Here is a 13,779-nt window from a genome sequence, read left to right on the forward strand (position 1 = left end):
GCCCGCGGCCACTCGCCCGCCCGATCCCGAGGGAGCGCGCACGTCGTGAAGATCCTGCTCTGCCCGCTCAGCGACGGCGGCTACCTCTACCCGGCGCTCGCGGCCGGCCGCGAGCTGCGCCGCCGCGGCCATGACGTCGGTGTGCTCGCCCGGTCCTCCGCCGGGCCCGTCGTGGCCGAGGCCGGACTTCCCTGCGCGACGGCCGAGGACTTCGGCGGCCACCGGGCCTTCTCCGCCACGTGGTGGGGCCGTACCGGCGCCGCCCAGTACCGGGCGGTCCTGCGCGCGGCCCGCGCCGCGCGGGCCGACGCCCTCGTGACCTCGGTGCTGTGCAACGGCGCCCTGCTCGCCGCCGAGACCCTGGACATCCCGGTGGTCGTGGTCGGGCTCTCGGTCCACCTGTGGGACTACCGGCGCGGCGGCGAGGGGGAGCCGTCCCTCGGCAGGACCCGGGAGAGCCGGACGCGGGACAGCCTGGAGCTCCACGCCGCCGTGCGGGAGGAGACCGGACTGTCCGGGCGGTCCTCCCGCTGGGGGGACGATCCGCTCCTCGGTGACGCGCTCCTGCTCCGCGGCGATCCGGAGCTGGAGTACCCGGGGGCCGAACTGCCCGACCGGGTCCACCACGTGGGGCCCCTGGCCTGGGAGCCCGCGCCGGGTCCCGGCGAGGTGGAGACGGTCGAGGAGCACCTGGCGCGGTCCGGCGGTGGCCGGCCCGTCGTCTACGTGCACCTGGGCCGCTTCTTCGGCGGCCGGACGCTGTGGCCTCGGCTCAACGAGGCCTTCACCGGCGGCCCCTTCCGGGCGGTGGTCGAGCAGGGCCGGTCGACCGACCCCGCGCCCGCTCCGGACGCCGACATCCTGCTCGTACGGAAGCCGTGGATGGGACCCCTCGTCGACGCGGCCGACCTGGTGCTGGCCAACGGCACGTCGGCACCGGTCCTGTCGGCCCTGCTGCGGGGCCGCCCCCTCGCGCTCTCCCCCAACGGCTCCGAACAGCCACTGCTGACCGGCGCCTGCGTGCGGGCCGGCGTGGCCGTGCGCGACCCGCAGAACCCGTCCGTGGACCTGTCGGCGCTGCTGGAGTCGGCGGCGCGCGACGAAGGACTGCGGACCCGAGCCCGAGCGCTCGGCGACAGGCTGGCCGCGGCGGACGGCGCGGCCCGCGCGGCCGACATCGTCGAGCGGGTGGCTCAGGCATCCGCGATCCCGAAGGAGAACCATGAGTACGCGATCAGTCGGCCTCGATGAGGCCGTGGCGAGCCTGTCCATGGGCGCGCGGCACTGGATAGCCCGGCACGCGGGGTACCTGGACTCCCCCGCCGGCCACGCGGAGCTGCCGGTGACCCCGCGCGTCAAGGCGCTCCTGCAGCTGGCGCTGCTCCGCCGCTACTGGAACGATTCCGCACCGGACGAGACCGCCCTGCGGGAGACCACCGCGATCGTCGAACGGGCCTTCCAGCGGCCGGACTTCCCGCGGCTCCTCACCCTCGACGCGCGGTACGCGCGGCAGTTCGAGCTGATGTACGCGGCGCTCGTCCCCGCGGGGACCGCCGCCGAGGCCCGGCGCGCCGTCCTGGCCCGGCTGGCGCGCGACGGCTACCTCGCAGCCGGGCGGAAGGCTCCGTACCTCCACCTGGAGGCCCGGTTCTACGCCGATCTCGCGGGCGCGGAGCACGCGTTCGCCTCCTACGCGGAGCTGTACGCGGCCAGCCTGACGGCCCGGGCCGCCACCCTTCCCGTGGCCGACCTGGACGCCTGCGTGGTCACCCACACCGTCTTCTACCTCACCGACTTCGGCCTGCGGGACGCGGGCCTCGGCGACGAGGCCCGCGAGCAGGCCCTCCAGGTCGTGGAGCGGCTGACACACCACTGCCTGGGCCTCGGCGAGTGGGACCTCGTCGGCAAGCTGGTCCTCGCGCAGTACTGCCTGGGCGCGGACCCCCTCGGCACGCCCTCGGGGGCGGCCGGCATCCGCATGCTCGCCGAGGTGCAGGCGCCGGACGGGGCGATCCCCGGCAAGTCCGTCGTCCGGCGCGCCCCGGCGGACGCGACGCCCGTGCAGTACTTCCGGAAGTCGTACCAGGCGACCCTGGTCACCGCGCTCACCACGCTGGTCGTCGGGAGCGGCCGGCCCGCCGCCGCCCTCCGCGGCCCCGCGGCCGGCGGTGTGGGAAGCCCGGCCGGCTCGGGCGCCCCCGCGGCGACGGCGGTACGGGAGGCGACGCGGTGAGCATCGACCAGTCGACGGTCACGGCACGGGCGGCGGACTCCGCCCCGGCGCCCGGCACCGACCTCGCCTCCTCCGGAGCGCGCCTCCTGCGCGGCGACCGCACCTGGTGGTTCCTCGGCCCGGGCGGCGTCGCCCGGCTCGCCGACCGCCACGTCACGCCCGACGGCGGCCTGCGCCCCGAGGCCGAGCGGCGGCTGCGGGCGAGCGGGATGTTCACCCCGGTCGCGATCCGCTCCTACGCCCTCACCGTCCTCACCAGCACCCACTGCAACCTGGGCTGCGGCTACTGCTTCCAGAACACCGCCCAGGACCTGGCGGGCGGCAGCCGGCCGCCCCGGATCGCCCGGACCCGGCTCACCTCGGAGACCATCACCTCGATCCTCGGGTTCACCGGGGAGCGGATGGCCGAGGCCGGCCTGGAGAAGCTCCGGATCCTGCTGTTCGGCGGCGAGCCCCTGCTCAATCCGCGCGGCTGCCTCGAACTCCTGGAGCGGGCCGCGGACCTCGCCCCCACCTCCGCCTGGATGATCTCGAACGCCACCCTGCTCACCCCGTCCCTGGCCCGCCGGCTCCACGACCGGGGCCTGACCTCCGTCCAGGTCACCTTCGACGGCGACCGCGACGACCACGACCGGATCAGGGTCGGCCGGGCGGACGGCAGCGGCACCTTCGACAAGATCGTCCGGAACATCGTGAAGGCCTCCGAGGCCACACCGCTCCGCTGGACCCTGCGGGTCAACGTCTCCCAGGAGACCTTCCACGGCGTCGACGCCCTGATCGACCGGCTCGGCGCCGCGCTCGACCCGGCGCGCTGCACCCTGTACTTCGCCCGGATCGGCGATGTCGGCGTCGGCTACGCGAACAGCCTCCTGCACAACGGGGAACTCTCCGCGGCCTTCACCCGCTGGCAGCGCAGGGCCCTCGCACTGGGCTTCGCCGTGAACCGCCCCGGCGGCCGGAAGACCTGCGTCACCTGCGGCCACGCCGACGGGCGCTACGGCGCGGTGGTGAGCGCGGACGGGACCCTGGCCAGTTGCTGGGAGACCGCCGGCAAACCCGACTGGGAGGTCGGCACGGTCACCGACGGCTACCGGCCCGGCGCGGGCACCGGCGACCGGTGGATCGCCTGCCAGGACCTCTACAGCTACGACGAGGACGCCCGTACCCTCGCCAGGTTCCGCGACACGGTCGACACCGCCCTGCTGGACCACCTGCACGAGACGGGGCGCCTGTAGCCATGCTGCCCTCAGCACTGGAGCAGCTCGCCGCCGGCACGCTGGACTGGCTGGTCGGGAACCTCGACCACTTCGACCCGTTCCGGGCTACCGTCCCCTCGACGCACCACGCGAGGGCCAAGGCGGCGCTGGAGCTGGGCCTGCTCTGCCACCGGGCCGGGCGGCCCGGCGACGCCCCGGATCCGCTGGCCCCGGCGACCGCGCTCGTCCGCAAGCTCTGGCAGGACCCGGACTTCCCCCGGCTCTTCGAGGACAGCCCGGCGTACACCTCCACGTACCGGCTTGTCTACGCCGCGCTCGCGCCCGACGGCATCGACACCACCCCCTGCCGCCAGGCCCTCGCGGCGCTCGACCCCGGCTTCCTCAGCCCGGAGGGCAAGTCGCCGTACCTGCGCGCCGAGGTCCGGTACTACGCCGACAAGGCGGGGCTCCGGCACGGCATCGAGCCGTACGCGGAGCTGCTCCCGCGGAGCCCGCTGGTCGCCTTCCGGGCCGCCGCCCCCTCGGCCCCGGGGGTCCCGGCCGCGCCGCTCACCGTCCCGCAGGCGTACGCCCTCACGCACACCGCCTTCTACCTCGGCGACTTCGGCCGCGTCGACCCCGGGCTCTCCGGCGCCGACCTCGACCACGCCCGCTCCCTGACGCACGCGATGCTGGGCCACTGCGTCGCGGAGGACCTCTGGGACCTGGCGGCGGAGCTCGTCCTCACCCAGTTCGTCCTCGGGGAGGACCCCCTGCGCACGCCCTCCGGAGCCGCGGCGGTGGAGTGCCTCGCGCACGCCCAGCGACCCGACGGGGCGCTGCCCGGGAGGTCGCCCGCGCGCGCGGCCGAACCCGGCGCCCCGGCGGGCGCGTTCTTCCGGAGCGCGTACCACACCACCCTGGTGACGGCCCTCATGGCGTCCGTCGTCACGTCGCCGAGGAGGCTCCCATGACGCCGCGCCTCACCCTGATCAACCGCGACTACACGCGCCTCTGGTTCGGCCAGGCCGTCTCCTCCGTCGGGGACGCCGTCTTCAGCACGACGCTGGTCCTGTGGGTGGCGACGGTCCTGGCGAAGGACGAGGCCTGGGCGCCGCTCGCGGTCAGCGGCGTGCTCATGGCGTCGAGCGTCGCCGTCCTCGGCATCGGCCCGCTCGCGGGCGTGTTCGTCGACCGCTGGGACAAGCTGGCCACGCTCCTGCGCACCGAGGTGGTGCGCGGGGCGCTCGTGGTGGTGCTGACCCTCGTCTCCCTGCTGCCGACCGACGCGCTCCCGGTGGGCGTGTGGCTCGCCCTCGTCTACGCGACGGTGCTCCTGCTGCACGCCTCCGGCCAGTTCTTCTCGCCGGCCCGCTTCGCGATCCTCGCCGACCTGGTGAAGGGGGACGCCGACCGCGCCCGCGCCGCCGGCATCGGACAGGCCACCGGCGAGACCGCCTGGATCATCGGCCCCCCGCTCGCCGCGCCGCTGCTGTTCGCCGCGGGCATCCAGTGGGCCCTGCTGTTCAACGCGGTGACGTACGCCGTGTCGTACGTCGCGATCCGGTCCATCGAGGTCCCGCCCGCCACGGCCGGCCGCGCGGCCTCCGCCTCCGGGGCCGCCGCGAGCGGCCCGGCACCGGCGCGCCGCCGGCCCAGCCTGCGCGGCGAGTTCGCCGACGGCGTGCGCTTCTTCGCCCGCAGCCGCTTCCTGGTCGTGCTCCTCCTGCTCGCCGTCATCGGGCAGTTCGGGCTCGGGGCGCTCAGCACCCTGAACGTCTTCTTCACCACCGACAACCTCGACGCCGACGCCCACCTCTACGGCTACATCGGCATGGCGATGGGCATCGGCGGCATCACCGGCGCGCTGAGCGGGGGCCGGGTCGTGCAGTGGCTCGGGGCGCGCCGGAGCACCTGGATCAGCCTGCTGGTCAGCGGCGTGCTGCTGATCGCGTACTCGCGGCAGACCACCTTCCTGGGCGGCATCGCGCTGCTCTTCGTCTTCACGGTCCCGCTGACCGTCCTCAACACCGCGATGGCACCGCTGCTGCTCGCGGCGGCGCCCCCGGACCTCCGGGGGCGGGTGATGGCCGTGTTCTACCCGGTCACGAAGCTGGCGTCGATGCTGGCCGCCGTCCTGTCCGGCTGGCTCGCCGGTTCGGTGCTCACCGACGTCGCGGGCTCGGTCGCCGGGGTCCGGTTCGGCCCCATCGACACGATCTTCGCGGTGTCCGGACTCGTCGTCGTCCTGTCGGGCGTCTTCGCGTGGCTCGCGCTGCCGGGGACGGGGACGGGGACGGCGGCGAAGGACGCCGGTGAGTCCCCTGGGGACGGCGCGGACGTCGCTCCGGGCGCCGCAGGGGACGGCGCGGACGTCGCTCCGGGCGCCGCCGGGAAGCAGGGGGACGAGGCGGAGCCGGCACCGGACGGGGCCGACGCGCTCACGGTCGACGCCACCGCCGCGGCCGGACCGCGCGGCCGCGGTCCGCACGACGACGAACGAGGGAGACCGGAGTGACCACCGACGCCCGACCGACACGGCACCCGTACCCGCAGGCGGAGCGGCAGGACGTCGTCGAGGAGCTGCACGGGGTGCGCGTCCCCGACCCGTACCGGTGGCTGGAGGAGGCCGACAGCGCCGCGACCCGCCGCTGGAGCGCCGAGCAGGACGCCCTGTACGCGGTGGAGCGGGCGGCCTGGCCCGGTCTGGAGCGGTGGGAGGCGGAGGTCGCCGCGCTCGGCGCCGGCGTCCGGATCCGGACGCCCGAGGTCCGCGGCGGCAGGGTCTTCTGGCTGCGGCAGGAGCCGGGCCAGGAGCATCCGGTGCTGATGGTGGCCGAGACCACGGCGGGGGGGAGTGGGGCCGGGGCGGGCGCCCCCACCGGTCCCGACCCGGCGACCGCCCTTCCCCCGGCCGCCGCCGGGCGGGTGCTGCTCGACCCCGGCGCGCTCGATCCGACCGGCCGCACCGTGCTCGACGCCTGGGAGCCCTCCGTGGAGGGCGACCTGCTGGCCTATCAGGTGTCGCGGGACGGCACGGAGGACTCCCTGCTGCGGGTGGTCGACGTGGCCACGGGGGAGGTCGTGGACGGACCGCTGGACCGGGTGCGGAAGTCGTCGGTCGGCTGGCTGCCCGGCGGACGCGCCTTCTACTACGTCCGCCGGCTCGACCCCCGGCTGCACCCCGGCGAGGAGCGCTACCACCGCCGGGTCTGTCTGCACCGGCTCGGCACGTCCCCGGAGACGGACACCGTGGTCTTCGGCGAGGGGCGGGACAAGACCGAGTTCTACGCCGTCTCCGTGACGGGGGACGGACACTGGCTCGGCATCACGGCCACCCTCGGGACCGGCCGCGGGACGGACGTCCACGTGGCCGACCTGTCCGCCGCGCCGCCGGACCGCCCGCTGCTCCGGCCCGTCCAGGAGGGCAGGGGCGCCGCCACCCGGCTGCACGCCGTGCCCGGCACCGGGCCGGCGGACCGGATGTGGCTGCGGACCGACCGCGGCGCGGAGCGCGGCCGGGTCGTCGCGTGCCGGCCCGACGCCCTCGAACGCGGCCCCGACGCCTGGGAGGAGGTCGTCCCCGAGCGGCCGGACGCGGTGCTGACCCATCTGACGGTGCTCTCCGGCCCCGCACTCGCGCACCCGCTGGGACTCGTCGCCTGGACCCGCGACACCGTGGCCGAGGTGACGCTCCACGACCTGGCCGAGGGCCGGCCGGTCGCCACCGTGCCGCTCCCCGGCACCGGCGCGGTCGGCGACTTCTCCGCCTCGGCCGACGGCCACGAGGCCTGGTTCGCGTACACGGACTTCGTCACCCCCGTGCAGATCCTCCACTTCGACGCGCGGACGCACCGCCTGACCCGCTGGGACCCGGACGGTGCCCGGGCCGGCCGGGCCTCCCGTCCGGCCCCGGTGACCGCGGCCGGCGGGTCGGCGGCGGTCGGGGCCGTCACGCGTCAGGTCGCGTTCCCCTCGCACGACGGAACGACCGTGCGGATGTTCGTGATCTCCCCCGCCGGACGCCCGGACCGGCCGCGCCCGGCGCTGCTCACCGGGTACGGCGGCTTCGGCCGCACGATGTCGCCCCGCTACCGCGCACAGGTCCTCGCCTGGGTCCGGGCGGGCGGGGTGTTCGCCTGGGCGGGGCTGCGCGGCGGCGGCGAGGAGGGGGAGGCGTGGCACCGGGCCGGGAGCGGCGCGCACAAGCAGAACACCTTCGACGACTTCTCCGCGGCGGCCGACCGGCTCGTCGAGGAGGGCTGGACCGAGCCCGGCCGTATCGCGATCATGGGAGGCTCCAACGGCGGGCTGCTGGTCGGCGCGGCGCTCACCCAGGAACCGGGGAAGTACGCCGCCGTGGTCTGCTCCTCGCCGCTCCTGGACATGGTCCGCTACGAACGGTCCGGCCTCGGCCCCAGCTGGAGGCCCGAGTACGGCAGCGCGCAGGACCCGGAGGGGCTGCCGGTGCTGCTCGGCTACTCGCCGTACCACCGGGTCGCGCCGGGGACCGCGTACCCGGCGGTGCTCCTGACCGCCGCGGACGGTGACACCCGGACCGACCCCCTGCACGCACGCAAGATGTGCGCCGCGCTCCAGCACGCCACCTCGGGCCCGGGCCCGGTGCTGCTCCGGCTCGAACAGGGCGTCGGCCACGGCGACCGGGCCGCGTCCCGCGCGGCGGCGCTCCAGGCGGAGTGCCTGGCCTTCCTCGCGTCCCACGTGGGCCTCCCGGCCCCGCGGGCGGGTGCCGGGCCCCGGTGACCGGCGACGGCGGGGCCCGCTCCGGGCCCCGCCGTCGCGACCGCCCGGGTGCGGGATCGACACCCCCTAGGTGAGCACCGGTGTCCCGTGGCCGACGCCGCGGGCGTAGAGCCGGATCAGGTGCGGCATGTCGTACTGCACCGCGTGTGCGGTGACCTCGCCGCCCGGCGACGTGACCATGCCGGCGTCGATGAGCGCCTCCACCACCCGCACCGCGTGCCGTTCGTCGCAGCCGAGTGCCTCCGCCGCCTCCGTCAGGCCGAACGGACCGTCCCCGGTGCCCGCGGCCAGCCGGCCGGCGTCCCGGCCGCGGTCCTCCGGGAGCGCCTCCCAGCCGTGGGCGAGCCGCTGCCGCACGGAGACGTCCCCCGCGGTCAGCTCGTCCAGGGCCCCCGCGGGATCGGTCAGCCGGTCGGCGAACTCCCGCAGCGGGACGTGGCGGAGCACCGCGAGCCGCATGCCGCTGACCCGGACCGCCAGCGGCGACCCGCCGCACGCGCGGACGATCCGCAGCGCCGCCTCCCGGTCGGCCCGGACCCGCCGCGGGCCGACGAGCCCGGTGAGCAGCTGCACGGCGTCGGCCGTGTCGAGCGGGGGGACGGTGATCCGGTGGACCGGTGCCAGTCCGCCGAGTTGGCCGCGGGCGGTGAGCAGGACCCTGCCGCGTCCGCCGCACGGGAGCAGCGCGCGCACGGCACGCTCCTCGGGCACGTCGTCCAGGATCACCAGGACGCGGTGGCGGGCCAGCCACTCCCGCCAGGCCTCGGGGCTCGGCGCAGCGGTCCGCCCCGTCCGCTCGCCGAGCTCCGCGAGGACGGCGGAGAGGGGGCGTGCGGCGCCGTCCGCGTCCCGGAGGGGGACGCAGAGGCGGCCCTCGGGGAACCGGGCGGCGAGGAGGTGGGCGGCCCGCACCGCCAGCGCGGTCTTCCCCGAGCCGGCGGGGCCCGACAGCAGCACGACCCCGCCCGTGTCCCCCGCCGCGCCGCCTCTCCGGCCGGTGCCGCCCGGGCCGGCCGTGGCCGGGGCGTCGCCGTCCTCCAGCAGGTCGAGGACGTCGTGGAGTTCCTGGCCGTGTCCCGTGAAGTCGACCAGGTCGGGCGGCAGCAGCACCGCCGGTACGGGTGGTGCGGCGGGTCTTCCGCCGCTCGGCGGGGCGCCGGCGCCCGCGCCCGACCGGGTGTCGCCGGCGAGGACGGCCCGGTAGCGGGCGGTCATGGCTCCACTGGGCTCCAGCCCCAACTCCCGTGCCAGCAGCTGGCGGTAGTCGTCGTAGACGGCGAGCGCCTCGGGCCGGCGGCCCGTGCCGCTGAGTGCGCGCATCCAGGCCGAGCGGAGCCGTTCCCGCAGCGGGTGGCGCTCCACCAGATCGCGCAGCCCCTCGACCACGGCCGGTGCGCCACCGAGCTCCAGTTCGGCCTCCGCCCAGCTCTCGTAGGCCGCCACGTGGCGCAGCCGCAGACGCTCGGCCTCCTCGGCCAGGGCGGGCGACTGCCGGAGGTCGTCCCCGAGCGGGGCGCCCCGCCACAGGCCGAGGGCCCGTCCCAGCAGCTGCGCGGCCTCCCGGGGAGGCCGGCCCTCGGCCGCCCGGACCAGGGAGCGGAATTCCAGGAGGTCGAGCTCGTCCTCCGCCGCGCGCAGGACGTAGCCCCCGCACGTGTGGGTGAGCCGCGGCCGGTCGCCCGTGTCCCCTGCGCCCGGGCAGAACAGGGCGCGCAGGGCGCTCACGTACACCTGGATGTTCTTGCGGGCGGTCCGCGGGGGCTCGTCCGGCCAGACCGCCTCGGTCAACGCGTCGACGGAGACGGGCGCGTTGGCGGCGGCGAGCAGGGTCGCCAGCACCATGCGCTGCTTCAACGGGCCGAGGGGCAGTTCCCGGCCGTCCCGATGGACCGCGAGCGGGCCGAGGACGGTGAACCGGAGTGCGCCGGGTGAGGCGGCGGGCTGCGCGGACGGACTCGGCATCGAGCGAACCTCCGTATGGTGACGGGAGTTGGTCGGTCTGCTCGATGATCCGGCGCGCGGAACCTTCATACATCGGTACCGGACCCGCACAGTCGCACCGTCCCCGGCCGCGTCCTGGGGGACGCGACCCCCATGTCTGCCGGAACTCCCCCCATCCCGGGTCCGCCGCGCCCCCACGTCGCGGGCCCCGGTCGTGCACCGCCCGGAGACGCGGGCGTCGCGCGGCCGTTCCGGTCAGACCGTGGGCCGGTGGACGGCGAGCGCCGCGGCCCCTCCGTCCTCCGCCCGCTCCGCCGACAGGGCGCACAGCGCCGAGCGGTCGACGCAGCCGGTCTTGGCCATGAGGCTCGCCATGTGCTTCTCCACCGTCCGGGGCGAGATGCACAGCCGCTGGGCGATCTGCAGGTTCCCCGGGCGCTCCAAGAGCAGCACGAACACCTCGTACTCGCGCGGTGTGACGCCGGCGGTGCGCAGCTCCGCGGGGATCCGCTCGCGGCCGCCCCGGCGCTGCGGCACGCTGACGCCGGCCTGCCGCAGCAGTGCCCGGCAGGCCCCGGCCACCGGTGGGACGCCGGCCTCGTGGAAGTACTCCTCCGCGGTCCGCAGCCAGGCGACCGGTTCGCCCCAGGCGTCCGCGAGCGCGGCCTCGGCGACCAGCCGGAGGGCGAGGTGCCAGGCCTGCGGGAACACCGCCGCCGCACGGCCGGTCTCCTCGACCGCCCGGCGGGCGCCGGCCGGATCCCCTGACCTGCCGCGCAGGACCGCGTCCGCCATCCCGAGGAACAACCGGTTCCACGCCAGCTGGCCGCCCGGCGAGGCGAGCGCCTCCCGGTACGCCTCGCGGCCGCCGTCCCCGCCGTCGGGGCCGTCGCCGTCGAGGATCCGCAGCAGGGGGCGGAGTCCGTACCGGCCGCTGAGGTAGAAGAAGCTCGGGTGCTCCCGCTCCCAGGCGCGTGCCGTGTCCAGCTCGGCCGTGGCCCGCCCGCGGTCCTCCGCCATGAGCGCCCCGACGGCCTGGCAGAGTCCGCGCTGCAGCGGTACGAGCATGGACTCCTCGCCTCCCGCCCGGCGGAACCGGGCAAGGGCGCGCTCCTGTTCCCGGGCCCGGCCCCGGTGGGCGGCGAGCGTGGCGTCGACGAGGAGCAGGTAGCGGTGGGCCGAGTGGTTCTGGAGGCGCGCGCTGGCCTCCACGGAGCGGTCGACGATCTCACGTGCCCGGTCCCACCGGCCGGCGAGGACGCTCTGCATGGCGAGCAGTCCGTCGACGGTCTGGAGCACGGTGAGGGAGCCGAGTTCGTGTGCGGCGGCCCGGGCGGTCTCCAGCTGGGTGGCCTCGCCGGTCCGCATGAAGGCGTTGGTCCCGAGCCGGACCAGCGCCTCGGCCCGCGACACCGCGAGCCGGTGCTTCTCGGCGACCTCCAGCATCCGCACCAGACAGGCGTCGGCCTCGTCGAAGCCGCGCCGGCGGGACAGCAGGGCGAGGAGCTGCCACGCCTGGCAGGCCACCACGGGGCGGCCGCGCTGCTCGGCGGTGAGCGCGGCACTTCTGGCGGAACGTTCCGCCTGCCGCAGCCGGTCCCGGCCGCCCCGCCCCCGGGCCCCGGGCCCGCGGTCCCCGTCGGCGGGGTCGCGGTCGGCGGGGTCCGGGTCGACGGGGTCCCGGCCGGCCGGCTCGCCGTCCCGGTCCTCCTGATCGGGGAGGAGGGCCAGATGGCCCTCGACGACCACGAGCGCCGCCTCCTGCTCCGGGCGCGGGTCGGCCCCGAGCAGGGCGCGGGCCGCCCGGATCCGGCGGCGGGCCTCCTGCTGCTGCTCGGCCATCGTCGCCACCCAGGCGACCTGGGTGTGCGCCTGGGCCCGCTCCTCCGCCGCGGGGGACCCGGCGGGCACCGGGGCCAGGTCGTCGAGCAGCGCCGACGCCTCGTCGACCCGCCCGGACTCCGCCTGCGCGATGGCGAGTTGTACGGTCACCTCGTCCCGCTCCCCCTCGGCCGCGAGGCCCCGGGCCCGTTCGAGGAGAACGGCCGCGGAGCCCGAGGCCCCGGCGTCGAGCATCTGGCGGCCGACCTGGGCGAACTGCCGGGAGGCCGCGACCTTGTCGCCGGCCGCGAGGCGCAGGGTGGCCACCAGCTGGCTCTGCTCCCCGCTCGTCTCGTCCGCGCCGCCGCCGGTGAGCGACGCCCCGGCGTGCTCCTCGATCGCCGAGGCGGCGCGGCGCGCCAGCGCGGCCTGCTCTGCGGGCGGCAGGGACGCCCTGAGCGCGTCCGCGGTCAGGACGTGGCGAAAGGTGTAGTGGTCGTGGGCGGCTCCGTCCGGGGCGATGATCCCGGCCTCGGAGGCGGACCGCAGGTGGGCGAAGAGGGCCCGGTCGTCCAGTCCGGTCACCGCTCTCAGCGCGCCGACCGAGAACCGGCCGCCGAGCGTCGCGGCGATCAGGAGGAGTTCGCGCACCGGCTCGTCGAGCCGGGCGAGCCGGCGCGCCCAACTGCGCACCGCCCCCGTGGGGACCGTCGCCTCGCCGTGGTCGGCGAGGAGCCATCCGCCCTCCGCCCGGCTCAGCCGCCCGAGGTCCAGCAGGTCGGCCAGCAGCACCTCGACCAGGTACGGGTTCCCGCCGGCGCGCTGCGCGAGGTGCCGGTGCGCCGCCGGGGGCACCTCGCCGGGGGCGGCGTCCAGGCACGCGTCCACCATGGTGCGTACGGCGGTCTCGTCCAGGGGCTCCAGCTCCGTCACCGAGGCGGAGTTGCGCAGTTCGGCGGCGAGCGCGAGGTCGGACGCCGGTCCGGGATCGGGCCGGAGCGTCCCGACCAGCAGGACGGGGAGGTCCGCCACGTTGTCGGCGACGTACTCGACGACCGCGATCGTCTCCGTGTCGGAGTCGTGCAGGTCCTCCAGGAGGATCACGCAGCCGCGCTCGCGGCCCAGCACGGCGAGCAGCCTGAGCAGCGCCTCGGCCAGCTCGACGAGCGAGATCGTGTAGCCGGGCGTCGCCGCCGCGGCCCGCCATTCCGGCACGAGGCCGGCCAAGGCGGGCCGGTAGGGGTCGAGTTCCGGGTCGTCCGGTGCGCCGGCCGCCCGGAAGCTCGAGGAGAGCGCCTCGGCCAGGGGCCGGAAGGGGACGACGAGTCCGGTGGAGGTGGCGCGCCCGCGGAGCACCGGCATGGCGCGGTCGTAGGCGCGGAGAGCGCACTCACCGGCCAGCCTGGACTTGCCGATCCCCGCCTCGCCGACAAGGAACACGGCCCGTCCGGCACCCCTCCGGGCGCTCTCCAGGGCCTCGTCCAGTAACCCGATCTCGGCGTCCCGCCCCACGATGACCGACGACGTCGCACGCATGTCCGCAGGCTACTTGATCCTTTTCGTGCACGGCAGTGGGCCGGAGGCTCCCGGCCCACACCGCTCGCGCGTCAGGACACGGTGATGGTGCCGGTGGTGTAGGGCATGTCCCACGAGGCGACCGCTTCCACATCGGCCGTGCGGAGCAGGCGGCCGCGCCGCCCGAGCAGGCCACCGGTCACGAGCGTCACCTCGCCGATCGGGTCGTCCTGGGCCGCGGCCTCCGCGCCGGCGCCGCCGTTGACGTACGTCACCGAGTCACTGATCTGCATGGTCCTCACTCGTCCT

9 protein-coding genes are annotated in these 13,779 nt (G+C 76.4%); 6 read left to right on the plus strand and 3 right to left on the minus strand.

The genetic code is table 11. The features are described from left to right. The first annotated feature begins 45 nt into the window (after positions 1-45). From ACF09E_RS02985 to ACF09E_RS03010, 6 genes are all read left to right on the plus strand, one after another. On the plus strand, positions 46-1,251 hold the full coding sequence (locus tag ACF09E_RS02985) for a glycosyltransferase (protein ID WP_392203553.1): 1,206 nt from the start codon (positions 46-48) through the stop codon (positions 1,249-1,251). Continuing rightward, positions 1,223-2,233 (plus strand): DUF6895 family protein, encoded by a 1,011-nt coding sequence (locus tag ACF09E_RS02990; RefSeq protein WP_392203554.1) that lies wholly within the window; start codon positions 1,223-1,225, stop codon positions 2,231-2,233. The genes ACF09E_RS02985 and ACF09E_RS02990 overlap by 29 nt, the downstream gene beginning before the upstream one ends. 86 nt (positions 2,234-2,319) lie before the next feature. After that, complete coding sequence (locus tag ACF09E_RS02995) at positions 2,320-3,468, plus strand: radical SAM protein (protein WP_392203858.1); 1,149 nt, start codon at positions 2,320-2,322, stop codon at positions 3,466-3,468. 2 nt (positions 3,469-3,470) lie between these two features. Continuing rightward, positions 3,471-4,403 (plus strand): DUF6895 family protein, encoded by a 933-nt coding sequence (locus tag ACF09E_RS03000; protein WP_392203555.1) that lies wholly within the window; start codon positions 3,471-3,473, stop codon positions 4,401-4,403. After that, the gene (locus tag ACF09E_RS03005; RefSeq protein WP_392203556.1) at positions 4,400-5,947 is read left to right on the plus strand and encodes an MFS transporter; all 1,548 of its coding nucleotides are present in this window, start codon (positions 4,400-4,402) and stop codon (positions 5,945-5,947) included. The genes ACF09E_RS03000 and ACF09E_RS03005 overlap by 4 nt, the downstream gene beginning before the upstream one ends. Then, a complete protein-coding gene (locus ACF09E_RS03010; protein ID WP_392203557.1) occupies positions 5,944-8,193 on the plus strand; it encodes a prolyl oligopeptidase family protein in 2,250 nt (749 codons plus the stop codon). Before ACF09E_RS03005 ends, ACF09E_RS03010 begins: the two co-directional genes overlap by 4 nt. A 66-nt stretch (positions 8,194-8,259) precedes the next feature. Here ACF09E_RS03010 and ACF09E_RS03015 read toward each other — a convergent pair whose 3' ends face one another. From ACF09E_RS03015 to ACF09E_RS03025, 3 genes are all read right to left on the minus strand, one after another. Continuing rightward, on the minus strand, positions 8,260-10,155 hold the full coding sequence (locus ACF09E_RS03015) for a BTAD domain-containing putative transcriptional regulator (protein ID WP_392203558.1): 1,896 nt from the start codon (positions 10,153-10,155) through the stop codon (positions 8,260-8,262). 234 nt (positions 10,156-10,389) lie between these two features. Continuing rightward, entirely contained in the window at positions 10,390-13,491 is a 3,102-nt protein-coding gene (locus ACF09E_RS03020; protein WP_392203559.1) for an AAA family ATPase, read from the minus strand. A 71-nt stretch (positions 13,492-13,562) separates the two neighbouring features. Then, positions 13,563-13,763 (minus strand): hypothetical protein, encoded by a 201-nt coding sequence (locus tag ACF09E_RS03025; protein ID WP_361859865.1) that lies wholly within the window; start codon positions 13,761-13,763, stop codon positions 13,563-13,565. Positions 13,764-13,779: the final 16 nt, after the last annotated feature.

The sequence above is a fragment of the Streptomyces sp. NPDC014891 genome (genome assembly GCF_043081085.1).
Classification (GTDB): Bacteria; Actinomycetota; Actinomycetes; order Streptomycetales; family Streptomycetaceae; genus Streptomyces.